This is a genomic window from Neptuniibacter sp. QD48_11 (assembly GCF_047778095.1).
Lineage (GTDB): Bacteria > Pseudomonadota > Gammaproteobacteria > Pseudomonadales > Balneatricaceae > Neptuniibacter.
This window is the reverse complement of the sequence record NZ_CP180551.1, coordinates 2,219,238-2,244,383: the sequence shown is the minus strand read 5'-3', so window position 1 is coordinate 2,244,383 and position 25,146 is coordinate 2,219,238. Positions and strand designations below refer to the sequence as shown.

The window sequence follows — 25,146 nt, the reverse complement described above, 5'->3', positions numbered from 1 at the left end:
TTTCTAGTTCTTTAAGCCGTTAATAATTTGTTTGTATCAAACGTTTTTGTACTTAAACGGCTGTTGGCTACATTTTGTCTATACTTTTGATTATTTAAGAAAAATTGAGGGTTGCAGATGGAATACCTAGGCCAGGATGAAAAAGCTAATCTGTTAAAAACACTGTGCCAAGAATTAGAAGATCGATTACCGAAAGAAAGGTCTGAAGCCTTGGTTGAGTTTGCAACTCTATATTACTCATCCGCTTCCTTAGCTGATTTACTCGAATGGAAGTTAGAAGATCTCTACGGTTCGACGCTTGCTTGCTGGCAGTTTCTTCAAGAGCGTAAAGCCGGGCAGGTGAAGGTTAGGGTATTTAACCCCGATTACGAGCTACATGGGTGGCAATCGACTCATACCGTGATTGAAGTCTTGCAGAAGGATATTCCCTTCCTAGTTGATTCTCTGCGAATGGAGCTTAATCGACGTAATTTAACCATTCACGCCATACATAATGCGGTTGTGACTTTGAAAAGGGATGATAAAGGCGGCTTATCTTCTCTACTCAAAAAGGACAGTCGAGCTAAAAATTCTCAAAGAGAATCATTAGTTTCGATCGAGGTTGATAGGCATTCGGATACAGCGGATCTTCAAGACTTGGAGCAAGCACTACGAAATGTCCTTGAAGACGTAACTATGGTGGTAGAAGACTTTGAGCCTATGGTTGAGCGATGCGATGCTCAAGCAGTCATTTTCTCAAAGGCGATCAAAGGCTTTGATGCTGAGATTACGTCGGAAGTGCATGACTTTATTAAGTGGTTAAAGGATCACTTTACCTTCTTAGGTTATGACGAATACCAACTAGTAGAGAAGAAAGGGAAGAAAACCCTCGAAGCTATTCCGGGTAGTCAGCTCGGTTTGCTGAAATTCTGTGATGAACATTGCCGTTCTGCTTTAGTTAATGAAAATGATCGTGATGCCGAAGGTTTTGTTCTAATACCCGATATTCTCTCCTTTACGAAATCCAATCGAGCATCCAGTGTCCATCGTCCGACCTACCCTGATTACATCAGTATCAAACAATACAATAAGAAGGGTGAAGTGATAGGTGAGTGCCGATTCTTAGGCTTGTATACCTCCAGTGTTTATATTCAGAGCTCCCGCCAAATTCCAATTGTACGCCGTAAGGTAGATGCGATTATGGAGAAATCTGGGTTGCACCGTCATGGCCATGACTGGAAGGAGTTGCTACAGATTCTAGAGATTCATCCTCGAGATGATCTATTTCAGGTATCAGTAGATGATCTCTATCGCACTGTTATTGGCGTGCTCCAAATCCATGAAAGACGCCAGATACGTCTGTTTGTGCGTCGTGATTACTTTGGTCAGTTTTATTCCTGTTTGGTTTATTCACCAAGAGATATCTACAGTACTGACTTTAGACACAAAATTCAGTCATTGTTGATGGAACAGTTAAATTGTACTCATGCCGATTTCACAACCTATTTTTCCGAATCGATCCTGACTCGTACGCAGTTTATTTTGCGTGGGGACAATATTATTGAAGAGTTTGATTCAGATAAATTAGAGCGGGTGGTAAGACTGGCTGCACGAAGCTGGTGTGATGACCTAAAAGATGTTTTGGTTGAAACGCTTGGTGAGGAAGCGGGTATTCGGGTTTACAACCAATTTGGTAGTGGTTTCCCTGCGAGCTATAGCGCTGATTTCTCCGCTAGAACTGCGGTTGTGGATCTACAGCATATAGAAAAATTATCTGATCAAGCACCATTACAACTTAGTTTCTACCAAGCGTTAGAGAGGGAGGATAATTGCCTTAACTTCAAACTATTCAGTTTAGGTGCCTCTTTGCCCTTGTCTGATGTTATCCCTGTACTCGAAAATTTGGGGTTAAGGGTCATAGACGAGCACCCTTACAAAATTGAAAGTAAGCGCGACCTAGTGTGGATTCATGATTTTAATCTTCACTACACAGGTGCTGGCACAGTTTCACTATCAACCCTCAAAGAGGTATTTGAGGAGGCCTTCCTTAAAATTTGGCAAAGTGAAGCTGCAAATGATGAGTTTAACCGTCTTGTGTTAGCTGGCAATGTCGGCTGGCGCGAGGTGGCGATGCTTCGTGCGTATGCTGCGTATATGAAACAGATAAGTTTTCCAATCAGTCCAGAAGCGATTAGTACGACGCTAAATTCATACGTCGATATAGCCGCCAAGATTGTTCAGTTCTTTAAAGCACGGTTTGAACCGGGTAACACGGCCGATCAAGAAGCGGTTGAATCCACTATTATCGACGCGTTAGAGGATGTAAGTAGTTTGAATGATGATCGCGTGATTCGTCAGTATTTATTACTTATCAAGGCAACGCTGCGGACAAACTTCTATCAAAAAGATAGGCAAAATCTTAAAAGCTATTTCTCTTTTAAATTGTCCCCTGATGAAATCCCAGATATGCCGTTACCGCGGCCCAAATATGAGATTTTCGTCTACTCACCTAAGGTGGAGGGTGTTCATCTTCGCGGCGGTAAGGTGGCCCGTGGTGGTTTACGTTGGTCCGACCGAATGGAAGATTACCGCACTGAGGTTTTAGGCTTAGTTAAAGCGCAGCAAGTTAAAAATGCAGTGATCGTGCCTGTTGGAGCCAAAGGTGGCTTTGTTGCTAAATCATTGCACGATGGCATGAGTCGTGAGGAGTGGTTTGAAGAGGGTGTTAGCTGTTACAAGACGTTTATTAGTGGTCTCTTGGATATTACAGATAACCTTGTTGAAGGTGAGGTGAGCCCGCCTGCCGATGTGGTTCGTCATGATGAAGATGACACTTATCTCGTAGTGGCTGCAGACAAAGGTACGGCAACTTTTTCAGACATCGCTAACGAATTGGCGCAATCTTATGGTTTCTGGTTAGGTGATGCGTTTGCCTCGGGTGGTAGCCAAGGCTACGACCATAAGAAAATGGGGATCACCGCAAGAGGTGCTTGGGTATCAGTTGAGCGGCATTTCCGCGAGATGGGTGTAAACACCGATAAAGATGACTTTACGGTGATTGGCATAGGCGATATGTCAGGTGATGTATTTGGTAATGGTATGTTGCTGTCGAAGCATATTCGCCTGGTAGCTGCGTTTAACCATCTACATATCTTTATAGACCCAAATCCAGATGCTGCGAAAAGCTGGAAAGAGCGTAATCGTTTATTCAAACTGCCTCGTTCAGCATGGACCGATTATGATGCGAAATTAATCTCAGAAGGCGGTGGTGTCTTTGAGCGCTCTGCCAAATCGATCACTCTGTCTCCACAAATGCAGGCGCTTATTGGTGAAAAGATAGCGACTGTTACCCCGAATGATCTCCTGAATAAACTGCTAAAAGCGCCAGTAGATCTAGTCTGGAATGGCGGGATTGGTACTTATGTTAAGGCAAGTACCGAGACTGATGCGGATATCGGCGATAAAGCCAATGACGCTCTGCGAATAGATGGTCAAGAGCTGTCTTGTAAAGTTGTAGGTGAGGGCGGTAACTTGGGGATGAGTCAGCTGGCGCGAATGGAATATGCGCTAGCTGGTGGCCGCATGAACACCGACTTTATCGATAATGCTGCAGGTGTGGATTGTTCTGACCATGAGGTCAATATCAAAATCCTCCTCAATCAGGTCGTTGCTAATGGTGACATGACTGAGAAGCAGCGAAATACATTGCTTGAAGAGATGACTGATGAAGTTGCGTCCTTAGTTTTGAAAAATAACTATCGACAAGTTCAAGCGATCTCTATGGCTGAGTCCCGATCTTTTGAAGGGATGGCAGAGTATCAGCGTTACATCACCAACATGGAATCGGCAGGTAAACTTGATCGAGCGCTAGAGTTCCTTCCTACCGATGAGGTCCTGAATGAACGACGGGCATCGAAAAAGGGGTTAAGCCGCCCAGAGCTATCGGTTCTGATCTCATACAGTAAAGCTGAGCTTAAAGAATCGTTGAGCCTATCGTTTATTCCTGATGATGAGTATTTGTCACAAGAGTTGTTTACTGCCTTTCCTGAGAGATTGGTTTCTGAGTTTGGTGATCAACTAAAAGCTCACCGTCTAAGCCGAGAAATCATCGGCACTCAAATCGCGAACCACATGGTTAATATGATGGGAGTGAACTTTGTTGACCGCTTACGCATTTCAACGGGGGCCGATGAGGCGGCAATCGCTAGAGCTTATGTACTCGCTCGTGATGTATTCGGTATTGAGAATCTTTGGCAGCAGATTGAAAAGCTCGATCATAAAGTTAGCAGTGATATCCAATTAGAGATGATGCACGAGCTACAACATCTGATGCGTCGAGCTACGCGTTGGTTTGTTCGTAACCGCCGTGCGGAAGTAGATTGCGAGAACGAGGTTGATAGTTTTAGAGCTCAGCTAGGAAAAATAGTCCCTAAACAGGAAAAATTACTCAGAGGAGAGCCATTAACACGTTGGGAGAGTGCGCTCAGTCGCTATCAGGAAGCAGGTGTGCCGAGTAAGTTGGCTAAATTCATCTCGGGTGCACGTTGTTTATACGCCTCTTTAGGTGTAATTGAGGTTGCTGATGAAGCGGACGTGCCACCAGATCAGGTGGCTCAAGTTTATTTCGGTTTAGGGCAGCGTTTGGAATTGGATTGGCTGTCTAGAAAGCTCAGCAAGTTGAGTGTTGATAATTACTGGCAGGCGTTGGCGCGAGAAGCATTTAGGGATGATTTGGATTGGCAGCAACGTGCTTTAGTTGCCACAGCTATTAAGGGGCGTGTAAAAGGTTGTACTGTGGAGCAGGTGATTGATAAATGGTGCACAGAAAATGAGTGGTTGCTTGATCGCTGGCAAAATGTCCTTAATGAAGTTAAAAGTGCTAAAAAACAAGAGTATGCAATGTATACTGTCGCGTTGAGAGAGTTGTTTGATTTGGCTAAAACAAGCCAGTTTAATACCTGAACGTGTATATGAGGTTCATTCCTCTAGATAGTATTGTATGAAAGCAATTTTGGTTGATATTCGGATTAGTTCTGAAAAGTTTTTAATGTTGTATCAAGGGGTCGCGGAAACTGTTTATACCCGATCCCTTGATGGTCGTAGCGTACAGTTCCCCGCTAGAATTTTAAAACCATTTCTACTACGTGATGGAATTAATGGTCGGTTTAAAATTCTGTTTGACGATCAAGGTAAATATCAGGGGATAGAGAAACTGAGTTAGTGTAATAAATGCACCAGTTTGGTGATTCTTTATAACTTTTGGGAGTTAACATTGTCACTCTTAGTGCTCAATGCTGTTATTCCATCCTCGCCTCGCCTATAATCGGGCCAAAATTTTTACTAGGACCTGATTATGTTGTATTCACTGACTCGATCTTTGATGTTTCAGCTTGATCCCGAACTTTCTCACAACGTAGCGCTTCATTCGATGAATCTTGCGTCTTCTTTGGGAGTAAATAAGCTTCTGGGCGCTGAAGTACTATCTGATCCTGTTCAGGTGATGGGAATTGATTTTCCAAACCGTGTAGGTTTAGCAGCAGGTCTAGATAAGAACGGCATTGCAGTGGATGGTATGGCTGCCATGGGCTTCGGTTTTGTTGAAGTAGGTACAGTTACTCCACGTCCACAAGATGGTAATCCCAAACCACGTATTTTCCGTTTGCCAGAACAGCAAGCGATCATCAACCGTATGGGTTTTAACAACGGTGGTGTTGATAAACTGCTCTCTAATCTGGATAAGAGCGTTTATAAAGGTGTTCTGGGTATCAACATCGGCAAAAACAAAGATACGCCAAACGAAAAAGCGAATGACGATTACCTATACTGTCTTCGTAAGGTTTACGGACGTGCGTCTTACATTACTGTTAACGTATCTTCACCGAATACACCTGGCCTTCGTACTCTTCAATACGGCGAGTCGTTAAACAGCTTATTGGATGCTCTCAAATCCGAACAAGCTAAATTGGCTAAGTTCCATGATCGCTATGTTCCTATTGCGGTAAAAATTGCACCAGATATGACAGATGAAGAGCTTGCACTGGTTGCTGCTTCTTTAAAGTCTTACGAGATGGATGGTGTGATTGCGACCAATACAACCCTATCTCGTGATGGTGTTGAAGGGCTTGAGTTTGCAGATGAAGCGGGTGGCCTATCAGGCGCACCAGTACGCAATAAATCAACTAAAGTGATTCGTACTCTGGCACAAGAGCTCGATGGTGCATTACCAATTATTGGTGTAGGCGGAATCACTGAAGGTTTTGATGCGGCAGAAAAGATTGAAGCTGGTGCAAGTTTGGTACAAATTTATTCTGGGTTTATCTACCGTGGACCTTCATTGGTTGCGGATTCTGTGAAAGCAATTAAGCAGCTTTCAGAATAAGAGCAGGTAATAAAAAGGCTCCCCTCGGGGAGCCTGAAAATTCTGTTTAGTGTAGAGCTGGGTCGGATTGTATTGCTGATACTCCTTCCATACCGCTCCAGTGAGCTTCGCGTCCTTGGCGCCATCCGCTCATCCAATGGCTTCTGAGATCTGATGTATTCACGGGACAGTTATCCCGGGACTTACCGCTTAATCCTGCTTGAAAACCTCGATTAAAAAGTGTGCTAGTACGATCACGCTTTTGTCTCTTCATATTGATTGAGCCTCTCTTCGTGTTTTAGTTTTTGAGAGCAGCGGTTCCTTGAGACATGGTACCCGCTTAAAATCTGCCTGCAGGTTGTAAGTTTTGCAGCCAGACTTCTATAAATATCGGAAAATAGATCATAGTGCGATTGAATATGACTATCATGATATTAATGCTTGATAAAAATAGTTAGTGTGTGGGTGCAAAAAAACGATTGCATTCATAAAGTTAGTCAAAAAGTTGGTTTTTGAACAGCAGGGTGAATTTTTTTCATGTCTGTTGTTAATTAAGTGAAATATTTGCTGAGTAAAGATGCGTATGAAACTGTTTCTGACATGCCCTAAGGGCCTAGAGTTGCTTCTTGAAGAGGAGTTACAGCGCTTGGGTGTTACTGAGACCAAGCAAACAGTGGCAGGGGTTCAATGCCAAGGCGAGCTGGAAGATGCTTACCGTATCTGTTTATGGTCGCGTTTGGCAAACAGGGTTCTACTTCCGCTTCATGAAGGTGAAGCAGAAACAGCTGATGATCTTTACAAGGCTGTTCAGCAAATAGACTGGCTTGAACACATGCGTAGTGAAGGTACGCTATTAATTGATTTTAGCGGTCAAACTCGCGGTATTAACAATACCCACTTTGGTGCGTTAAAAGTTAAGGACGCCATTGTTGATCAAATTCGAGATAAAACTGGTGCTCGCCCAAGTATCGACAAAGTTGCTCCTGATCTTCGTATTAATGTGCGTATGCACCGAGGCAAAATCACCGTTGCTCTAGATATGTCGGGTGATAGTTTGCACCGACGTGCATATCGTCTAAAAGCCGGTGAAGCGCCAATGAAGGAAAACTTGGCAGCTGCTATTTTGATTCGTAGTGGTTGGCCGGAGCGTTCTTCTGAATCCGGTTTGGTTTTTGATCCAATGTGCGGTTCAGGTACATTGCTGATTGAGGCTGCGCTGATGGCGGCTGATATTGCGCCGGGTTTACAGCGTAAGCGTTTCGGATTCTCTCGCTGGACAGGCCACAAGCGCGATGTTTGGGAAGGTCTTGTTGCGGAGGCTCAAGCACGTAAAGTAAAAGGTTTGCTGGCATTAGAAGCGAACCTAATTGGTAGTGATCAAGATAGTAAGGTTTTACGTGCAGCTCGGCAGAATGCAGAAAGGGCAGGTGTGGCGGACTTTATTGAATTTACAACGTGCCGCCTAGAAGATCTGGATCGCAATACGCTTCCTGAAGGTAAAGGTTTACTGATTACCAACCCGCCTTATGGTGAGCGTCTGGGTGAAACTCAGCAGTTGATGTTCTTGTATCGACACCTTGGCGATAAGCTAAAAGAGCAATTTGCTGGTTGGACGGCTTCAATTTTTACCTCTAACCCAGATCTTTGTAAGGTCACAGGTCTACGTGCAGATAAGCAATATAAGCTGTTTAACGGTGCGCTTGAAAGTCGTTTGTTTATCTATCCTGTGTCTGAGCAGAGAGCTGAGAAGCAAGAGGGCCAAGAGGGTGAGCCAGCTCCTTTGAGTGAAGGGGCGCAGATGTTTGCTAATCGTTTGAAGAAAAACCGTAAACAGCTAGCTAAGTGGGTTAAACGCGACAATATAGAGAGCTACCGTCTCTACGATGCGGATATTCCAGAGTATTCTGTTGCGGTAGATATCTACAAAGACGAAGTGCATGTCCAAGAATATGCCGCGCCTAAGAAGATTGATCCGGTAAAAACATTTGCTCGTCTACAAGATGTGATGAATGCTTTACCGGTAACCCTAGAGGTATCTCCAGAAAAGGTGATCTTAAAGCAGCGTAAGAAACAGCAGGGTGTTAACCAGTATGAAAAGCACTCTGAAACTCACCGCTTCAAAGAGATCAACGAGCACGGCTGTCGTTTGCTGGTTAACTTGCACGACTATCTGGATACCGGTTTATTCTTGGATCACCGAGCAATTCGTAATCAGATTCAGAAAGAAGCAACTGGTAAGGATTTCTTAAACCTGTTCTGTTACACAGGCACTGCTTCGGTGCATGCTGCTAAAGGTGGTGCTAAATCTACAACCAGTGTTGATATGTCGGCTACCTATCTTAACTGGGCTAAGCGAAATTTAGATCTAAATGGCCTAGATACAAAAGAGCATCAGCAAGTTCAAGCGGACTGCTTGAAGTGGTTGCGGATGCAAAGAGGGCCAGCATACGATCTAATTTTTATGGATCCTCCAACGTTTTCTAACTCCAAGCGGATGGCTGGAGTGCTTGATGTGCAGCGCGACCACGTAGACCTTATAGAAGGCGCTATGCGCTGTTTACGTGCAGATGGGGTGTTGTACTTCTCCAATAACTACCGTCGCTTTAAGTTGGATTACGACGCGTTGTCCGAATTCGAGATCGAGGAGATTACACAATCTACACTAGATCCGGATTTTAAGCGTAATTCAAAAATTCATTGTTGTTTCCGTATTCGTCATAAGTGATTGTGCTCGCAAATTGTGCGCTTTAATAAATTTGGCACATATAGTGCTTACTATTAAGGCATAAAAAATTTGTTACTAGCACTATTTTGGTGAATTGCAGTTTAAGCTGCTATGTTTCGGGGCTTTTAAGCCTGGTTGGCATAGCGGCAGCAATATCACAGAATAATATGCACTATAATAGTGCACCAAAATGAAGCGCAGTTTTAGGTTGTGGTTCTAATATGGTGCACAAAAAGAAACGGGAGACACCAAGTGGAAAACGTCAACAGCGCAGTTGAGACGCTTATTCAGAGTTCTAATACTCTATTCATTCTGATGGGGGCGATCATGGTCTTTGCCATGCATGCCGGCTTTGCTTTTCTTGAAGTTGGTACGGTTCGCCACAAAAACCAAGTGAATGCGTTAGTTAAAATTCTGACCGATTTTGGTTTTTCTGCCATGGCTTACTTCTTTGTAGGTTATTGGGTTGCTTACGGCGTCACTTTCTTCTCTCCTGCTGCTGAATTGGCTGCAAATAACGGTTATGAGCTAGTTAAGTTCTTCTTCTTAATGACGTTTGCGGCTGCTATTCCTGCAATCGTTTCGGGTGGTATTGCTGAGCGTGCTAAGTTCTGGCCGTTCTTGATTGCCTCATCTCTTATCGTGGCGTTTGTATATCCGTTCTTCGAAGGCATTATCTGGAATGGTAACTTTGGTTTCCAGGATTGGTTAGAAGCTAATTTTGGTGCTGCATTCCATGACTTTGCAGGTTCTGTTGTGGTGCACGGTGTAGGTGGCTGGTTGGCGCTAGTTGCTGTGATCATGCTGGGTATTCGAAATGGTCGATATAAAGGTGGTCGTCTTGTTGCTTTCCCACCATCTAATATTCCTTTCTTAGCGTTAGGTGCTTGGATTCTATGTATTGGTTGGTTCGGCTTTAACGTAATGTCTGCTCAGACTATGGATGGTATCTCTGGTCTAGTAGCCGTTAATACGCTAATGGCGATGGTTGGCGGTATTATTACTGCGCTGATTTTTGGTAAAAATGACCCTGGCTTTATCCATAACGGTCCTTTGGCTGGTTTGGTTGCTGTATGTGCTGGTTCAGACGTAATGCACCCTATGGGTTCTTTAGTTGTAGGTGCTGTTGCCGGTGCAATTTTTGTCTTCTTGTTCACAATTCAGCAGAACAAATGGAAGATCGATGATGTGTTGGGTGTATGGCCGCTACATGGTGTTTGTGGTGTGTGGGGTGCTATTGCTTGCGGTATTTTCGGTACTGAAGCGCTTGGCGGTCTAGGTGGTGTTAGCCTTATGTCACAATTAATCGGTTCGCTAGCGGGTATTGCGGTAGCTGTGATCGGAGGCGTTGTTGTTTATGGTGGCGTACGTGCTGTTTCTGGCTTGCGTTTGACTCAAGAGGAAGAGTATAACGGTGCTGACCTATCTATCCATAAGATTGAATCTACTAGCGATAACTAATCTGTTGCTTTAGATCTATTGAAAAAGCCGGGCATTGCCCGGCTTTTTTGTTGGTGTGATTAGTTAAATATCGCTTGTCTGAATTTTTGTAGCTTAGAAAAAATAAAATCAGAACGTTCTTTTTTTCCTTTCTCTGTGTAGTACTGCATATCTATTACGCCTGATTCTGTTCTTTTTAGCATTCGTGCTTGCTGACTTAAGCCGTCATAGCCCCAGTCCGTTGTTGGTACTTCATCTAAGACTACATAGCTAGTAGGTGTTAAAGGGCCAATTTCGTTATCTAATAGTTGGTTAAATGCACTAAGTGCATCGGACTTTTCTTTTTCAGTATTAGTGCCTTTGCTGATTTTGGCATTCACGTATGCAGATACCGAATTGGTAGCTAATTTATTGCCGATAAACCAATGCTCTTTATCTATTTTTGTAATACTTACGGCGGTTAATTTTGCGTTTTTATGAAGAATATTAGCCATGATATTTGTTGTACCTTCGACTAGGTTTTTGATCTGTAATTGGGTTAAGTCGCTGGATACATGTATTGATATGTAAGGCATAACGCTCTCCTTGTCTGTTTAAATCCAGCTTACGCTCTCATAAGTATTATTAAAAATGATTAATATCGTTTATATTGATAAGTAAATACGATCAAAAAGAGGCAGGCATGGCGCAGCCCAATATAAGTACTGAATTATTGAGAACTTTCCTTGCGGTGGTTGAAAGGGATGGTTTTATTCGGGCAGCAGAATCCCTGCATAAGACGCAATCCACGGTGAGTCAGCAGATTAAAAAATTGGAGCTGGAGTTGGGTGCTGTTCTTTTTCGTCCTAACGGCCGTAAACGGTTGTTGACACATGAAGGGGAGATGTTGGTCGGTTACGCAAGAAAGATGCTAGCGTTGCAGGACGATGCGATAGCGAGCTTGGCGAGTAGTGGTGAGCTGGGGGAGATAAAGGTGGGTGTCTCTCAGGGTGTTGCGGAAACCGTATTGCCAGAGCTTTTGGCTGGTTTTTCTAGGAAGAACCCTGCGGTGAGGTTGTTTGTGGAAACCGGTTATAGCGATGAATTGGAGTTAGGGTACGAGCGGGGCGATTATGATCTTATAGTCACGTTATCGTTGAGTGGCTCAGGGAAGGGGGAGGTTTTAGGAGGTGAGCCATTGGCGTGGATTGGCCCTGAGGGCTTTTCTTGGTCGTTGGGAAGGGAGTTACCTATGGCGTCATATTCCAAAGCTTGCCAGTTTAGGCGGGTTTCTATTGAATCTCTCGATCAGTCAGGAATTCCATGGCGTCTGGTTTATACCTCGTCAAGCTATCAGGGGCTTATGGCGGCAGTTAAGTGTGGTTTGGGTGTTACTGTAAGGCCGAGGAGTGCTGTGCTGCCGGGGGTTGAGTTGATAGGAGAGCGTCTTGGTTTGCCTGAGTTACCAATGATTTATACATCGTTGCGTTATAGGCGAGATATCAATGTTGCGAATGAATTGGCGGAAACGTTTAGATTGGCGTCGCTTGGGGTTCGGTAAATTGAATTATAGAGATAATAAAAAAGCCGCATAAAGCGGCTTTTTTGTGGTTGGTTCGTCTTATTTCTCAGGGTATGAGCGCTGAGTTGGGCCAGTGTAAAGCTGGCGTGGACGACCAATTTTGTTAGGGCTGCTGTGGAACTCGTTCCAGTGAGAGATCCAGCCGATTGTACGAGACAATGCAAAGATCACTGTAAACATGTTGGTTGGGATGCCAATTGCTTTCAGGATGATGCCGGAGTAGAAGTCTACGTTCGGGTATAGTTTTCGAGCAGCAAAATACTCGTCTTCGATAGCGATTGTCTCAAGACGTTTCGCGATCTTAAGTAGAGGATCGTTTTCCAGGCCTAGTTCAGCCAGTACTTCGTCACAAGACTTCTTCATTACGCGTGCGCGTGGGTCGAAGTTGCGATATACGCGGTGACCGAAGCCCATTAGGCGGAATGGGTCGTTTGGATCTTTTGCTTTAGCAACGAATTCATCAATGCGTGACTCATCGCCGATCTCTTCAAGCATGTTAAGTACAGCTTCGTTAGCACCGCCGTGAGCTGGGCCCCAAAGTGCAGCGATACCAGAAGCGATACATGCGAATGGGTTGGCACCAGAAGAACCTGCAAGACGCACTGTAGAAGTGGATGCGTTCTGCTCGTGGTCAGCGTGTAGTACGAAGATGCGGTCCATTGCTTTCTCAAGTACAGGGTTAACTTGATACTCTTCGCATGGTGTACCGAACATCATCTGCAGGAAGTTACCTGCATAGCTCAGATCGTTACGTGGGTACATAAACGGCTGGCCGTTTGAGTACTTGAAGCACATCGCAGCGATAGTTGGCATTTTCGCGATTAGTCGGTATGCGCAAACTTCACGGTGATGTTCGTTATCGATATCTAGAGAGTCATGGTAGAACGAAGAAAGAGCGCCAACCACGCCGCACATGATCGCCATTGGGTGAGCGTCACGACGGAAACCGTTATAGAAGTGGTTTAGTTGCTCATGAACCATTGTGTGGTTCTTCACTGTTTCTACGAATTTAGCCTTTTGCTCTGCATCTGGCAGTTCGCCGTTCAATAGTAGGTAGCACACTTCCATGTAGTCTGATTTTTCTGCTAGCTCGTCGATAGCATAGCCGCCGTGCAATAGCACGCCTTTGCCGCCATCGATAAAAGTGATGCTAGAGTCACACGCAGCTGTGGAAACAAAACCAGGATCGTACGTGAACAGGCCTTTGCCAGTCAGTGGGCGCACATCAATTACGTCTGGACCTAGAGTGCCTGAATACACCGGCAGCTCAATAGCTTCATCCAGACCGTCGACTGTTAAACGTGCTTTCTTATCAGCCATTAAAAGGCTCCTATCATTATGTTTTAGTTCTGTTTTGACTTTCTTATTAGTCAGATCTAAGAGTCTTGGCCCGATAAATTGGACCCACACAATATAGAGACTGAAAAAAGTTTGTCAATCCGACTAAATGGGTTAGTTACCGCAACGCAGCAAAAACGACTGAATTTTTGCAGGATTGGTACTAAGGCTGAATAGTCATTTGGTTGTACGACTTTTGATATGCCGTAAAGTCCTAGACAAAAGGCGAACAGCGCAGTGTTTGCGTTGTATTGTCAAAGTGAAATGCTTATACTCTCGCCCCGAAGTTTATCCCTAGTTTATGTCCTATTATATTAGTTCATATATTATGGATATGCTTGAGGAGCGAGGTACTTATCTTCAACACTTCCGAGCAACCGAGCCCTGCAAAGGGGCCGTAAAAAGTGTGAACAAGAGCCGTGAATAAGAAAAGACCTGTAAATTTAGATCTTCAAACTATCAAAATGCCGCTACCGGCGATTACATCCATCCTGCATCGTGTGACAGGCGTGGCGCTATTTTTTGGTGCTGTGTTTGCTATGTATGCTTTGGGTTTGTCTCTGGAATCAGAAGCGGGCTTCAATGAAGCTGTTGATATGTTTGAGAATGGCTTCTTCGCGAAGCTTATAGCGTGGGGAAGTGTATCAGCATTGCTATACCACTTCTTCGCGGGCATCAAACACCTGGTAATGGATTTTGGCCACTGTGAAGAACTTGAAAGTGGTCAAATGGCAGCGAAAGTGACCTTGGGTCTAGCTGTTGCAGCAATCCTCATTTCGGGAGTATGGATATGGTAACTAGTATTACTAGCTTTGGCCGTAGTGGCCTGTATGACTGGATGATTCAGCGTGTAAGCGCGGTAATCCTAGCTGTATACACAATCTTTATGATTGGTTATCTAGCATTTGGCGCAGAACTAACTTACGAAATGTGGGTTGGTTTGTTCGAAGGAACAGCGATGCGCATCTTTACAATGCTAGCGCTACTATCCTTTGCTGCACACGTATGGATCGGTATGTGGTCTGTTTCTACTGACTATATTAAGCCAACGGGTATCCGTTTCGTGTTTCAATCTGCATGTGGTCTCCTGACGTTTATCTACGTTGTGTGGGGCATTCAGATTTTGTGGGGTGTTTAAAAGATGTCTAAACTACGCACGCTTACTTTCGACGCGATTGTTGTCGGTGGCGGTGGTGCAGGCATGCGTGCTGCACTTCAGCTTGCACAAAGTGGTCTAAACACTGCTTGTGTAACAAAAGTATTCCCAACTCGATCTCACACAGTATCCGCTCAAGGCGGTATCACTTGTGCGATCGCAAGTGCTGATCCAAACGACGACTGGCGTTGGCACATGTACGATACCGTTAAAGGTTCTGATTATATCGGTGACCAAGACGCTATCGAATACATGTGTTCTGTAGGTCCTCAGGCGGTATTCGAACTAGACCACATGGGTCTTCCGTTCTCCCGTACTGAAACAGGCCGTATCTACCAGCGTCCTTTCGGTGGTCAGTCTAAGAATTTTGGTGAAGGTGGTCAGGCTGCGCGTACATGTGCTGCGGCAGACCGTACTGGTCACGCACTGCTTCATGCTCTATATCAGGGCAATATGAAAGCAGGTACTACCTTCCTTAATGAATGGTACGCAGTAGACCTAGTTAAGAATGACGATGGCGCAGTTGTTGGCTGTATCGCTATCTGCATCGAAACAGGTGAAACTGTATACATCAAGGCTAAAGCGACTGTTCTTGCAACAGGTGGTGCTGGCCGTATTTACTCTTCTACTACTAACGCTCTCATCAATACCGGTGACGGTATGGGTATGTCTCTGCGTGCAGGTGTTCCGGCGCAGGATATGGAGATGTGGCAGTTCCACCCAACCGGTATTGCAGGTGCAGGTGTACTTGTAACTGAAGGTTGTCGTGGTGAAGGTGGTTACCTAATCAACAAAGACGGCGAGCGCTTCATGGAGCGTTACGCGCCAAACGCTAAAGACCTAGCTGGTCGTGACGTTGTGGCACGTTCTATGATCCTTGAGATCCTAGAAGGTCGTGGTTGTGGTGAAGATGGCGATCACGTTTACTTGAAGATGGATCACTTGGGTGAAGAGGTTCTTCATTCACGCCTACCAGGTATCTGTGAGCTGTCTAAGACGTTCGCTGCTACTGATCCAGTTGTTAAGCCGATTCCAGTTGTTCCAACTTGTCACTACCAGATGGGTGGTATTGCAACGAATATCGGTGGTCAGGCTATCGCACCTGATAAAGACGGTAACGATTCTATCGTTGACGGTCTATATGCTTGTGGTGAGGTTGCATGTGTATCTGTACACGGTGCTAACCGTCTAGGTGGTAACTCACTTCTTGACCTTGTTGTATTTGGTCGTGCTGCTGGTATGCAGATCGAACAGCAGATGCGTGAAGGTTACGAAGTTAAAGATGCAACTGAAGCTAACATTGAAGCTGCAATGGCGCGTCTAAACCGTCTAAACAACTCTACTGGCGGTGAAAGCGTTTCTGAAGTTCGTAAAGAACTACAGAGCACAATGCAGCTGTACTTCGGTGTATTCCGTGACGGCGAAAGCATGCAGACAGGTCTTGAATTGCTTAAAGGCATTCGTGAGAAGATCAATAACCTGCATCTTGAAGATAAGAGTCAGGCATTCAACACTGCGCGTATCGAAGCGCTTGAGCTTGAAAACTTGTTCGAAGTTGCTGAAGCAACTGCTATCGCAGCTGAGGTTCGTAAAGAGTCTCGTGGTGCGCATGCTCGTAATGACTTTACTGAGCGTGATGATGAGAACTGGTTGTGCCACTCAGTTTACTTCCCTGAAGACAAAACTATCGGTAAGCGTGCTGTAAACTTCGCACCTAAAACCGTAGATGCCTTCCCACCTAAAGTTCGTACTTACTAAGGAGCTTCTATCATGTTGGTTAGTGTATATCGCTACAATCCTGAAACTGACGATGCTCCTTACATGCAGGATATCCATATTGATATCCCTGGTGGTAAGGACATCATGGTGTTGGATCTGCTTCAGCTTCTTAAGGACAAAGATCCGTCTATGGCGTATCGTCGTTCTTGCCGTGAAGGTGTATGTGGTTCAGACGGTATGAACATGAATGGCCTTAATGGTCTTGCATGTATCACTCCGTTATCTGCTGTAGTTAAAGATGACAAGCTTGTGCTGCGTCCATTACCAGGTCTGCCGGTTATTCGTGACCTTGTTGTAGATATGACTCAGTTCTACAAAGCTTACGAGAAGATCAAACCGTTCTTGATTAACGATACTCCTCCGCCTGCGATCGAGCGTCTGCAGTCTCCGGAAGATCGTGCTGAGTTGGATGGTCTGTACGAGTGTATTCTTTGTGCGTGCTGCTCAACTTCTTGCCCGTCTTTCTGGTGGAACCCAGATAAGTTCATCGGTCCTTCTGGTCTGCTTCAAGCGTACCGCTTCTTAGCAGACAGTCGTGATACGGCGACTCGTGAGCGTCTGGCAGATTTGGATGACCCATTCAGTGTCTTCCGTTGCCACGGCATCATGAACTGCGTAAACGTTTGCCCTAAAGGATTGAATCCTACTAAGGCGATCGGCAAGATTCGCAACATGCTGCTAGCGCAAGCAACCTGATCTACCTTAAAAAGCGGTGCCATTGGCACCGCTTTTTTTGTATTAAAAAAGAAAAAACAATTTTTTGTAAAAAAATTACCATATTCGCATAAAGAATGATTAAAGCTTGCTTCCAAAAGCTTTAATATAAGAATCCCGAGACAGTTAAAGCTGTTTGATCGGGGGATTGAAGGTAACTCAAAGAGGAGCGATGTCTGTCGGAAGATCCCGATAGAATCAGAAAGCTCCCAGAGCCAGGGTGATCAAGAATGCAAGAAAGCATCATGGATCTCATGTGGAAGAATGCTCACCTTTACGGTGGCAACCTTTCATACGTTGAAGAACTGTACGAAACTTACCTGATGGATCCAAATGCGATTCCTCAGGAATGGCGAGAAGAATTCGACCGACTACCTAAAGTTGGCGAAAATCTGACACAGGATGTGCCGCATTCTGCTATCAGAGAACATTTTCTCTATCTATCTAAAAACCAAAAACGCGCTGCGCCAACTGCTGTAAGTTCGGTTAGTTCCGAGCATGAGAAAAAGCAGGTTCGTGTATTGCGTATGATCAACGCTTACCGTGTACGTGGTCATCAGGTTGCAAACATCGATCCATTAGGTTTGATGCAACGTGAAGATGTGCCGGATCTTGATCTACGTTTCCATGAGCTGTCTGAAGCTGATTACGATACTGTATTCCAGCTAGGTTCTCTGTTCTTCGGTCCTGAAGAAGCTCCGCTGCGTGATATCGTTGCTGATCTGAAGAAGACGTACTGTACAACGGTCGGTGCAGAGTACATGCACATCGTTGATACACAAGAAAAACGTTGGATTCAGTCCCGTTTAGAGCCTGTACGCTCACATCCAGAAGCTGAAGTTAACAAGAAGAAAATGATTCTTGAGCGCCTAACAGCTGCTGAAGGTCTTGAGAAATACTTGGGCTCTCGTTATGCCGGTGCTAAGCGCTTCGGTCTGGAAGGTGGCGAGTCAATGATCGTATCCCTAAACACGCTAATTCAGCGTGCTGGTAAGCAGGGTGCGAAAGAAGTTGTTATCGGCATGGCTCACCGTGGCCGTCTAAATACGCTTGTTAATATCTTTGGTAAAAACCCAGCTGATTTGTTTGACGAATTTGAAGGGAAGCGTGTTGTAGATACATCCGGTGACGTTAAATACCACCAAGGTTTCTCATCTAACGTAGAAACTGAAGGCGGTGAAGTTCATATTGCAATGGCATTTAACCCATCTCACCTTGAGATTGCTGCTCCGGTAGTAGAGGGTTCTGTACGTGCGCGTCAGGATCGTCGTGAAGATGCTGTTGGTGATTCTGTTGTTCCTGTAAATATTCACGGTGACCAAGCTTTCTGTGGTCAGGGTGTTGTAATGGAGACATTTCAGATGTCTCAGACCCGTGCATATAAAACAGGCGGCACAATCCATATTGTAGTTAACAACCAAGTTGGTTTTACAACGTCTAAGCAAGAAGACTCACGTTCTACTGAGTACTCTACCGATGTTGCGAAAATGATTCAGGCTCCTATCTTCCACGTAAACGGAGATGACCCTGAAGCGGTGCGTTTTGTTACACAGCTGGCTGTTGATTACCGTAACGAATTTAAGAAAGACGTTGTAATTGACTTGTTCTGTTACCGACGCCGTGGCCACAACGAAGCTGATGAACCATCTGGTACACAGCCGTTGATGTACGCGCAGATCAAAAAGCAGAAAACTACGCGTGAACTTTACGCTCAACAGTTGATTTCTGAAGGTGTTGTTACACTTGAAGAAAGCAAGGCGATGGAGAAAGAGTACCGTAAGCTGCTAGAGAATGGTGAGCATGTTGTTAAGTCTCTTGTACATGAGCCAAACTCAGAGCTTTTCGTAGATTGGAAGCCTTACCTAGGTCATGAGTGGTCTTTTGACTGCCCAGAAACTAAGGTTGATCTAAAGCTTCTGCAAGAGTTAGGTAACAAGATTTGTGAAACCCCAGAAGGTTTCTCTGTACAGCGTCAAGTTCAAAAAATCATTGATGACCGTAAGCGTATGGCTCACGGTGCAATGGAATTGAACTGGGGTATGGCAGAGTCTCTTGCCTATGCAACTATCCTTGCTGAAGGCCATCCAGTGCGTATCACGGGTCAGGATGTGGGACGTGGTACGTTCTCTCACCGTCACGCGGTACTACATGATCAGAAGACAGCTGAAACTTATCTACCTCTAGATAACCTATCTGATGAGCAGCCTCGTCTTACATTGCATGACTCTTTCCTATCGGAAGAAGCGGTACTTGCGTTTGAGTACGGTTATGCGACTACGATGCCAAATGCCCTAGTTATTTGGGAAGCTCAGTTCGGTGATTTCGCCAACGGTGCGCAGGTAGTAATTGACCAGTTCATCACCTCTGGTGAGCACAAATGGCAGCGTCTATGTGGTCTGACGATGTTGTTGCCTCACGGCTTTGAAGGTCAGGGCCCTGAGCACTCTTCAGCACGTCTAGAGCGTTACCTACAATTGTGTGCAGAGCACAACATTCAGGTTGTTACGCCTACTACGCCAGCACAGATTTTCCACTTGTTGCGTCGTCAGGTTGTACGTCCGCTTCGTAAGCCTCTAGTTGTAATGTCTCCTAAGAGTTTGCTACGTCACAAGCAAGCGACATCTACACTTGAAGAGCTTGCAGAGGGTTCTTTCCAGCCAGTGATTGGCGAAGTAGATCAGTTGGAGCCTAAGAAGGTAAAACGCCTTGTACTGTGTGGTGGTAAGGTTTACTACGACCTATATAACCGCCGTGCAGAATTAGAAAAAGATGATGTGGCTATTGTTCGTATTGAGCAGCTATATCCTTTCCCAGAAGCACAACTGGCAGAAGCAATCTCTGAGTATACAAACTTGGAATCTGTAGTTTGGTGTCAAGAAGAACCAATGAACCAAGGCGCATGGTACTCAATGCAGCACCATATGCGTCACGTTCTACACAAACATGACAGCAAGTTACATTTGGAAGGGGTAGCCCGTCCAGCATCTGCAGCTCCAGCGGTAGGGTACATTTCTGTACACGCTGAGCAGCAGGAAAAACTAGTTAATGATGCACTTAACGGTTGATCAGGCGATTAACCACAATTACTAATCGCCTGACGGTGATAACGATAAAGGAAAAAACATGTCCATCGAAATCAAAGCGCCGACGTTCCCAGAATCTGTAGCAGACGGCACAATCGCAACTTGGCACAAACAGCCAGGTGAAGCATGCTCAGCAGACGAGCTTATTGTTGATATCGAAACTGATAAAGTAGTACTAGAAGTTGTAGCACCAGAAGACGGTGTTATTGCTGAAGTACTGAAAGGCGAAGGCGACACAGTTCTGAGTGACGAAGTGATCGCTAAGTTTGAAGCGGGTGCTGCAGGTTCTGCTGCGCCAGCTGCCGAAGAAGCTGCGGCACCTGCAGTCGATGCTGAAAAAGTAGGCCCTGCTGCACGTAAGCTGATCGAAGAAAACGGCTTGGATGCATCTCAAATTACAGGTACTGGCAAAAATGGCGGTATCACTAAAGAAGACGTTCAGAACTTCATCAAAAACGGCGCACAAGCACCGGCTGCTGCACCAGCTCCAGCGGCTGCTGCTCCAGCTCAAGCTGCTGCACCAGTTAACGTTCCAGCAGGTGAGCGTGTAGAGAAGCGAGTTCCGATGACTCGTCTACGTGCAACAATTGCTAAACGCCTAGTTGAAGCACAGCAAAATGCTGCAATGCTTACGACTTATAATGAAGTAAACATGAAACCGGTTATGGAGCTTCGTAAACAGTACAAAGATCTGTTTGAGAAGACTCACAACGGTACTCGTCTTGGTTTCATGTCTTTCTTCGTTAAAGCTGCAACTGAAGCTCTGAAGAAGTTCCCAGCAGTTAACGCATCTATCGACGGTAATGACATGGTTTACCATGGCTACCAGGATATCGGTGTAGCTGTTTCTACTGATCGTGGTTTGATGGTACCAGTGCTACGAGACACTGATGTAATGAGCCTAGCAGATGTTGAATCTACTATTGCTGACTTTGGTAAGCGTGGTCGTGAAGGTAAGCTTGGTATGGACGACATGCAAGGCGGTACATTCACAATCACTAACGGTGGTGTATTCGGTTCATTGATGTCTACTCCGATCTTGAACCCACCACAAACTGCTATTCTAGGTATGCATAAAATTCAGGAACGTCCAATGGCTGTTAATGGCCAGGTTGAGATCCTGCCAATGATGTACCTCGCTCTGTCATACGATCACCGTATGATTGATGGTAAGGAAGCTGTACAATTCCTAGTGACAATTAAAGACCTTCTAGAAGATCCTGCACGTATGCTGCTAGAGGTTTAAGGTTAGTCCTCATAAGAACAGAGTGAAGATAGGATAAAACATGTCTGATAAATTTGACGTTATTGTTGTAGGTGCAGGCCCTGGTGGTTATGTTGCTGCGATTCGTGCAGCTCAGCTTGGTCTAAAAACTGCCTGTGTTGAAAAGTGGGTTGATGACAAAGGTACTGCTGTGCTAGGTGGAACGTGCTTGAATGTAGGTTGTATTCCATCAAAGGCGCTACTTGAATCAACGCATCAATTCCACAATGCTCAACATGCAAATGTACATGGCATCCAAACTGGCGAAGTGTCCATGGATGTTAAAGCGATGGTTGCGCGTAAAGACAAGATTGTTGGTAACTTGACTGGTGGTATCACGGGTCTGTTTAAAGCAAACGGCGTAACTTTGCTACAAGGTATGGGTAAGCTTCACGGCGGTAAGAAAGTTGAAGTTATCGCAGCTGATGGTACTTCCACTACTTACGATGCTGAGAACGTTATTCTTGCATCTGGTTCTGTACCAGTAGAGATTCCACCTGCGCCGTTAACTGAAGGTTTGATCCTTGATAATGCTGGCGCACTTAACATCGACGAAACGCCTAAGCGTTTGGGTGTAATTGGTGCTGGTGTTATTGGCCTAGAAATGGGTTCCATCTGGGCGCGTCTGGGTACTGAAGTAACTGTGCTTGAAGCTATGGATGATTTCCTAGCTGCTGCAGATAAAGATCTTGCTAAAGAGGCTGCTAAGCTTCTTAAGAAGCAAGGCCTTGATGTGAAGCTTGGTGCACGTTGTACAGGTACTGAGATCATCGACGGCAAAGAAGTGAAAGTAAGCTTCACTGATGCTGAAGGCGATAAAGAGATCGTTGTTGACAAGTTGATTGTTGCAGTAGGTCGTAAGCCTCAGACTCAAGGTCTTCTTGCAGATGATTCTGGTGTTTCGCTAGATGAGCGCGGTTTCATCTTCGTTGATGAAAAATGTCAGACTGGTGTACCTGGTGTTTATGCGATTGGTGACTCTGTTCGTGGCCCAATGCTTGCGCATAAGGCGTCTGAAGAGGGCATCATGGTTGCTGATATCATCGCAGGTCATCATGCACAGATGAACTATGATGTCATTCCTAGCATTATCTACACGCACCCAGAGCTAGCTTGGGTTGGTAAAACTGAGCAAGAGCTTAAAGCTGATGGCGTTAAGTACAAAGTAGGTAAGTTCCCATTTGCTGCAAACGGCCGTGCAATGGCTAACAACGATACTGATGGTTTCGTTAAGCTAATTGCCTGCGAAGAGACTGATCGTGTACTTGGTGTACACATTGTTCACGGTTTAGGTGGTGAGCTAATTGGTCAAGCTGCAATTGCAATGGAATTCTGTTCAACTGCAGAAGATCTGCAGATGACAGTATTTGCTCACCCAACAGTGAGTGAAGCGATTCATGAAGCTGCATTAGCAGCGGATGGTCACGCGATTCACATGGCGAATCGCAAAAAACGCTAAGTAATTAGCACAGAGAGATCCGGCTTACTCTTACAAGGAGTAAGCCGTATATAAAACTTGTTGCTAGAACCAACAGGGCTGTTACAGGGGCGGATTTAGATCCCTGATACAGAAAAATCATATAGTGATAACACAACGGGTTAGAGCATGAATCTTCATGAGTACCAGGGTAAACAGCTGTTTGCCGAATATGGTCTGCCGGTATCCAAAGGATACGCAGTAGATACTCCAGAAGCAGCGGCTGAAGCTGCTGAAAAAATTGGTGGTGATAAGTGGGTTGTTAAAACTCAGGTGCACGCTGGCGGCCGTGGTAAGGCTGGCGGTGTTAAGTTGGTTGACTCTCCTGCAGAAGCGCAAGAGTTCGCAGCTAACTGGCTGGGCAAAAACCTAGTTACATTCCAGACTGACGAAAATGGTCAGCCTGTTTCTAAAATTTTGGTTGAAGACTGCACAGATATTGCAAACGAGCTATATCTTGGTGCTGTTGTAGACCGTTCTACTCGCCGTATCGTTTTCATGGCATCTACTGAAGGTGGTGTTGAAATCGAGACAGTTGCAGAAGAAACTCCAGAAAAGATTCTTAAAGCTGAAGTAGATCCGCTAACGGGTGCTCAGCCTTACCAGGGTCGCGATCTTGCATTCAAACTGGGCCTAGAAGGCGATCAGATTAAGCAGTTCGTTAAAATCTTCTTGGGTCTGGCTCAGATGTTCCAAGAGAAAGATCTGGCTCTTCTAGAGATTAACCCTCTAGTTATTACTGATGAAGGTAACTTGCACTGCCTAGACGCTAAAGTAGCGATCGATGGCAACGCTGTTTACCGTCATAAAGATCTTCAAGCTATGCACGATCCATCTCAGGAAGATGAGCGTGAAGCACACGCTGCTGAGTGGGATCTAAACTACGTTGCTCTAGACGGTACTATCGGTTGCATGGTTAACGGTGCTGGTCTTGCAATGGGTACTATGGACATCGTTGCTCTACACGGTGGTTTCCCAGCTAACTTCCTTGACGTTGGTGGCGGCGCGACTAAAGAGCGTGTTACTGAAGCGTTCAAACTGATCCTAGCTGACGAAAAAGTTAAGACTGTATTGGTTAACATCTTCGGCGGTATCGTACGTTGTGACCTAATTGCCGAAGGTATCATCGGCGCAGTTAAAGAAGTAGGTGTAAACGTACCAGTTGTTGTACGTCTGGAAGGTAACAATGCTGATCTAGGTTCTAAGCTTCTTGCTGAATCTGGTCTAGACATCATCGCAGCTACTAGCTTGACTGATGCAGCTCAGCAAGCAGTAAACGCAGCGGAGGGTAAATAATGTCCGTTTTGATTAATAAAGACACCAAAGTAATCTGCCAAGGTTTCACTGGTGGTCAAGGTACCTTCCACTCTGAGCAAGCTATCGCGTACGGTACGCAGATGGTTGGCGGTGTAACTCCAGGTAAAGGTGGTACAACTCACCTAGGTCTACCTGTATTCAACACTGTTGCAGAAGCTGTAGAAGCAACTGGCGCAGATGCATCTGTTATCTACGTTCCAGCTCCATTCTGTAAAGATTCTATCCTAGAAGCTGCAAACGGTGGCGTTAAGCTAATCGTTTGTATCACTGAGCACATTCCAGTTATGGATATGCTTGAGTGTAAAGTTAAGTGTGATGAGCTAGGTGTACGCCTAATCGGCCCTAACTGCCCAGGTGTTATCACTCCAGGCGAATGTAAGATTGGTATTATGCCAGGTCACATTCACCTACCAGGTAAAGTAGGTATTGTTTCCCGTTCTGGTACTCTGACTTATGAAGCTGTTAAGCAGACTACAGATGCTGGTTTCGGTCAGTCTACTTGTGTAGGTATCGGTGGTGACCCAATCCCTGGTTCTAACTTCATCGATATTCTGGAAATGTTCCAGAACGATCCACAGACTGAAGCGATTGTAATGATCGGTGAGATCGGTGGTACTGCTGAAGAAGAAGCGGCTGCTTACATCAAAGCAAACGTTACTAAGCCTGTTGTTTCTTACATTGCTGGTGTTACTGCACCTGCTGGTAAGCGTATGGGTCACGCTGGTGCGATCATCTCTGGTGGTAAAGGTACTGCTGATGAGAAATTCGCAGCACTTGAAGATGCAGGCGTTAAGACTGTACGTTCACTTGCTCAGATCGGCGATGCACTAAAAGAAGTTACTGGCTGGTAAGCTAGAACATCTCTAGAAAAGGCAGCTTAGGCTGCCTTTTTTATTGCCTGTGTCCCGTCCAGAATAAATAGCAGTTGAAACATCAGCTGTTTAATGTGATTGTT

18 protein-coding genes are annotated in these 25,146 nt (G+C 45.2%); 15 read left to right on the top strand and 3 right to left on the bottom strand.

The window, feature by feature from the left end:
- Nucleotides 1-117: 117 nt before the first annotated feature.
- The 3 genes from ACMXYU_RS10215 (at nucleotide 118) to ACMXYU_RS10205 (ending at nucleotide 6,358) form a co-directional block, all read left to right on the top strand.
- On the top strand, nucleotides 118-4,941 hold the full coding sequence (locus tag ACMXYU_RS10215) for an NAD-glutamate dehydrogenase (protein ID WP_415898567.1): 4,824 nt from the start codon (nucleotides 118-120) through the stop codon (nucleotides 4,939-4,941).
- A 37-nt stretch (nucleotides 4,942-4,978) separates the two neighbouring features.
- A complete protein-coding gene (locus ACMXYU_RS10210) occupies nucleotides 4,979-5,200 on the top strand; it encodes a DUF2835 domain-containing protein (protein WP_415884175.1) in 222 nt (73 codons plus the stop codon).
- A 132-nt stretch (nucleotides 5,201-5,332) separates the two neighbouring features.
- Nucleotides 5,333-6,358 carry a quinone-dependent dihydroorotate dehydrogenase gene (locus tag ACMXYU_RS10205; RefSeq protein ID WP_415884176.1) on the top strand — a complete coding sequence of 342 codons (1,026 nt, stop codon included), beginning with the start codon at nucleotides 5,333-5,335 and terminating at the stop codon, nucleotides 6,356-6,358.
- A gap of 46 nt (nucleotides 6,359-6,404) precedes the next feature.
- On the opposite strand, the gene rmf is transcribed toward ACMXYU_RS10205, so the two are convergent.
- Nucleotides 6,405-6,611, bottom strand: a complete 207-nt coding sequence (gene rmf, locus ACMXYU_RS10200; protein WP_415884177.1) for a ribosome modulation factor — start codon at nucleotides 6,609-6,611, stop codon at nucleotides 6,405-6,407.
- 309 nt (nucleotides 6,612-6,920) lie between these two features.
- On the opposite strand from rmf, the gene rlmKL reads away from it, so the two are divergent.
- Both rlmKL and ACMXYU_RS10190 read left to right on the top strand, forming a co-directional pair.
- A complete protein-coding gene (gene rlmKL, locus ACMXYU_RS10195) occupies nucleotides 6,921-9,062 on the top strand; it encodes a bifunctional 23S rRNA (guanine(2069)-N(7))-methyltransferase RlmK/23S rRNA (guanine(2445)-N(2))-methyltransferase RlmL (protein WP_415898566.1) in 2,142 nt (713 codons plus the stop codon).
- A 252-nt stretch (nucleotides 9,063-9,314) separates the two neighbouring features.
- Entirely contained in the window at nucleotides 9,315-10,523 is a 1,209-nt protein-coding gene (locus ACMXYU_RS10190; RefSeq protein WP_415898565.1) for an ammonium transporter, read from the top strand.
- Between the two features lie 59 nt (nucleotides 10,524-10,582).
- Here the strand turns inward: ACMXYU_RS10190 and ACMXYU_RS10185 are convergent, their stop codons facing one another.
- Entirely contained in the window at nucleotides 10,583-11,077 is a 495-nt protein-coding gene (locus ACMXYU_RS10185) for a tautomerase family protein (RefSeq protein ID WP_415898564.1), read from the bottom strand.
- 107 nt (nucleotides 11,078-11,184) lie between these two features.
- On the opposite strand from ACMXYU_RS10185, the gene ACMXYU_RS10180 reads away from it, so the two are divergent.
- Nucleotides 11,185-12,042, top strand: a complete 858-nt coding sequence (locus tag ACMXYU_RS10180) for a LysR substrate-binding domain-containing protein (protein ID WP_415898563.1) — start codon at nucleotides 11,185-11,187, stop codon at nucleotides 12,040-12,042.
- Nucleotides 12,043-12,102: 60 nt separating this feature from the next.
- Here ACMXYU_RS10180 and gltA read toward each other — a convergent pair whose 3' ends face one another.
- Complete coding sequence (gene gltA / locus ACMXYU_RS10175) at nucleotides 12,103-13,383, bottom strand: citrate synthase (RefSeq protein WP_415898562.1); 1,281 nt, start codon at nucleotides 13,381-13,383, stop codon at nucleotides 12,103-12,105.
- 437 nt (nucleotides 13,384-13,820) lie between these two features.
- On the opposite strand from gltA, the gene sdhC reads away from it, so the two are divergent.
- The 9 genes from sdhC (at nucleotide 13,821) to sucD (ending at nucleotide 25,042) form a co-directional block, all read left to right on the top strand.
- Entirely contained in the window at nucleotides 13,821-14,198 is a 378-nt protein-coding gene (gene sdhC, locus ACMXYU_RS10170; RefSeq protein WP_415884183.1) for a succinate dehydrogenase, cytochrome b556 subunit, read from the top strand.
- Nucleotides 14,192-14,539: a succinate dehydrogenase, hydrophobic membrane anchor protein gene (gene sdhD, locus ACMXYU_RS10165; RefSeq protein ID WP_415887749.1), complete on the top strand. Its 348-nt coding sequence runs from the start codon at nucleotides 14,192-14,194 to the stop codon at nucleotides 14,537-14,539. The genes sdhC and sdhD overlap by 7 nt, the downstream gene beginning before the upstream one ends.
- A 3-nt stretch (nucleotides 14,540-14,542) precedes the next feature.
- On the top strand, nucleotides 14,543-16,315 hold the full coding sequence (gene sdhA / locus ACMXYU_RS10160; RefSeq protein ID WP_415898560.1) for a succinate dehydrogenase flavoprotein subunit: 1,773 nt from the start codon (nucleotides 14,543-14,545) through the stop codon (nucleotides 16,313-16,315).
- 12 nt (nucleotides 16,316-16,327) lie between these two features.
- A complete protein-coding gene (locus ACMXYU_RS10155) occupies nucleotides 16,328-17,032 on the top strand; it encodes a succinate dehydrogenase iron-sulfur subunit (RefSeq protein WP_415884187.1) in 705 nt (234 codons plus the stop codon).
- Between the two features lie 248 nt (nucleotides 17,033-17,280).
- On the top strand, nucleotides 17,281-20,115 hold the full coding sequence (locus tag ACMXYU_RS10150; RefSeq protein WP_415898559.1) for a 2-oxoglutarate dehydrogenase E1 component: 2,835 nt from the start codon (nucleotides 17,281-17,283) through the stop codon (nucleotides 20,113-20,115).
- A 58-nt stretch (nucleotides 20,116-20,173) separates the two neighbouring features.
- Nucleotides 20,174-21,379: a 2-oxoglutarate dehydrogenase complex dihydrolipoyllysine-residue succinyltransferase gene (gene odhB / locus ACMXYU_RS10145; protein ID WP_415898558.1), complete on the top strand. Its 1,206-nt coding sequence runs from the start codon at nucleotides 20,174-20,176 to the stop codon at nucleotides 21,377-21,379.
- Nucleotides 21,380-21,419: 40 nt separating this feature from the next.
- Nucleotides 21,420-22,856 carry a dihydrolipoyl dehydrogenase gene (gene lpdA / locus ACMXYU_RS10140; protein WP_415898557.1) on the top strand — a complete coding sequence of 479 codons (1,437 nt, stop codon included), beginning with the start codon at nucleotides 21,420-21,422 and terminating at the stop codon, nucleotides 22,854-22,856.
- 147 nt (nucleotides 22,857-23,003) lie between these two features.
- Nucleotides 23,004-24,170, top strand: a complete 1,167-nt coding sequence (gene sucC, locus ACMXYU_RS10135; RefSeq protein WP_415884192.1) for an ADP-forming succinate--CoA ligase subunit beta — start codon at nucleotides 23,004-23,006, stop codon at nucleotides 24,168-24,170.
- Nucleotides 24,170-25,042 carry a succinate--CoA ligase subunit alpha gene (gene sucD, locus ACMXYU_RS10130; RefSeq protein ID WP_415884193.1) on the top strand — a complete coding sequence of 291 codons (873 nt, stop codon included), beginning with the start codon at nucleotides 24,170-24,172 and terminating at the stop codon, nucleotides 25,040-25,042. The genes sucC and sucD overlap by 1 nt, the downstream gene beginning before the upstream one ends.
- The last annotated feature ends 104 nt before the right edge of the window (nucleotides 25,043-25,146 follow it).

What these genes read in the sequence shown, in the direction of transcription:
- ACMXYU_RS10215 (WP_415898567.1), top strand. Translation starts at nt 118, where the DNA reads ATGGAATACCTAGGCCAGGATGAAAAAGCTAATCTGTTAAAAACACTG.
- ACMXYU_RS10210 (WP_415884175.1), top strand. Translation starts at nt 4,979, where the DNA reads ATGAAAGCAATTTTGGTTGATATTCGGATTAGTTCTGAAAAGTTTTTA.
- ACMXYU_RS10205 (WP_415884176.1), top strand. Translation starts at nt 5,333, where the DNA reads ATGTTGTATTCACTGACTCGATCTTTGATGTTTCAGCTTGATCCCGAA.
- rmf (WP_415884177.1), bottom strand. Translation starts at nt 6,611, where the DNA reads ATGAAGAGACAAAAGCGTGATCGTACTAGCACACTTTTTAATCGAGGT.
- rlmKL (WP_415898566.1), top strand. Translation starts at nt 6,921, where the DNA reads ATGAAACTGTTTCTGACATGCCCTAAGGGCCTAGAGTTGCTTCTTGAA.
- ACMXYU_RS10185 (WP_415898564.1), bottom strand. Translation starts at nt 11,077, where the DNA reads ATGCCTTACATATCAATACATGTATCCAGCGACTTAACCCAATTACAG.
- ACMXYU_RS10180 (WP_415898563.1), top strand. Translation starts at nt 11,185, where the DNA reads ATGGCGCAGCCCAATATAAGTACTGAATTATTGAGAACTTTCCTTGCG.
- gltA (WP_415898562.1), bottom strand. Translation starts at nt 13,383, where the DNA reads ATGGCTGATAAGAAAGCACGTTTAACAGTCGACGGTCTGGATGAAGCT.
- sdhD (WP_415887749.1), top strand. Translation starts at nt 14,192, where the DNA reads ATGGTAACTAGTATTACTAGCTTTGGCCGTAGTGGCCTGTATGACTGG.
- sdhA (WP_415898560.1), top strand. Translation starts at nt 14,543, where the DNA reads ATGTCTAAACTACGCACGCTTACTTTCGACGCGATTGTTGTCGGTGGC.
- ACMXYU_RS10155 (WP_415884187.1), top strand. Translation starts at nt 16,328, where the DNA reads ATGTTGGTTAGTGTATATCGCTACAATCCTGAAACTGACGATGCTCCT.
- ACMXYU_RS10150 (WP_415898559.1), top strand. Translation starts at nt 17,281, where the DNA reads ATGCAAGAAAGCATCATGGATCTCATGTGGAAGAATGCTCACCTTTAC.
- odhB (WP_415898558.1), top strand. Translation starts at nt 20,174, where the DNA reads ATGTCCATCGAAATCAAAGCGCCGACGTTCCCAGAATCTGTAGCAGAC.
- lpdA (WP_415898557.1), top strand. Translation starts at nt 21,420, where the DNA reads ATGTCTGATAAATTTGACGTTATTGTTGTAGGTGCAGGCCCTGGTGGT.
- sucC (WP_415884192.1), top strand. Translation starts at nt 23,004, where the DNA reads ATGAATCTTCATGAGTACCAGGGTAAACAGCTGTTTGCCGAATATGGT.
- sucD (WP_415884193.1), top strand. Translation starts at nt 24,170, where the DNA reads ATGTCCGTTTTGATTAATAAAGACACCAAAGTAATCTGCCAAGGTTTC.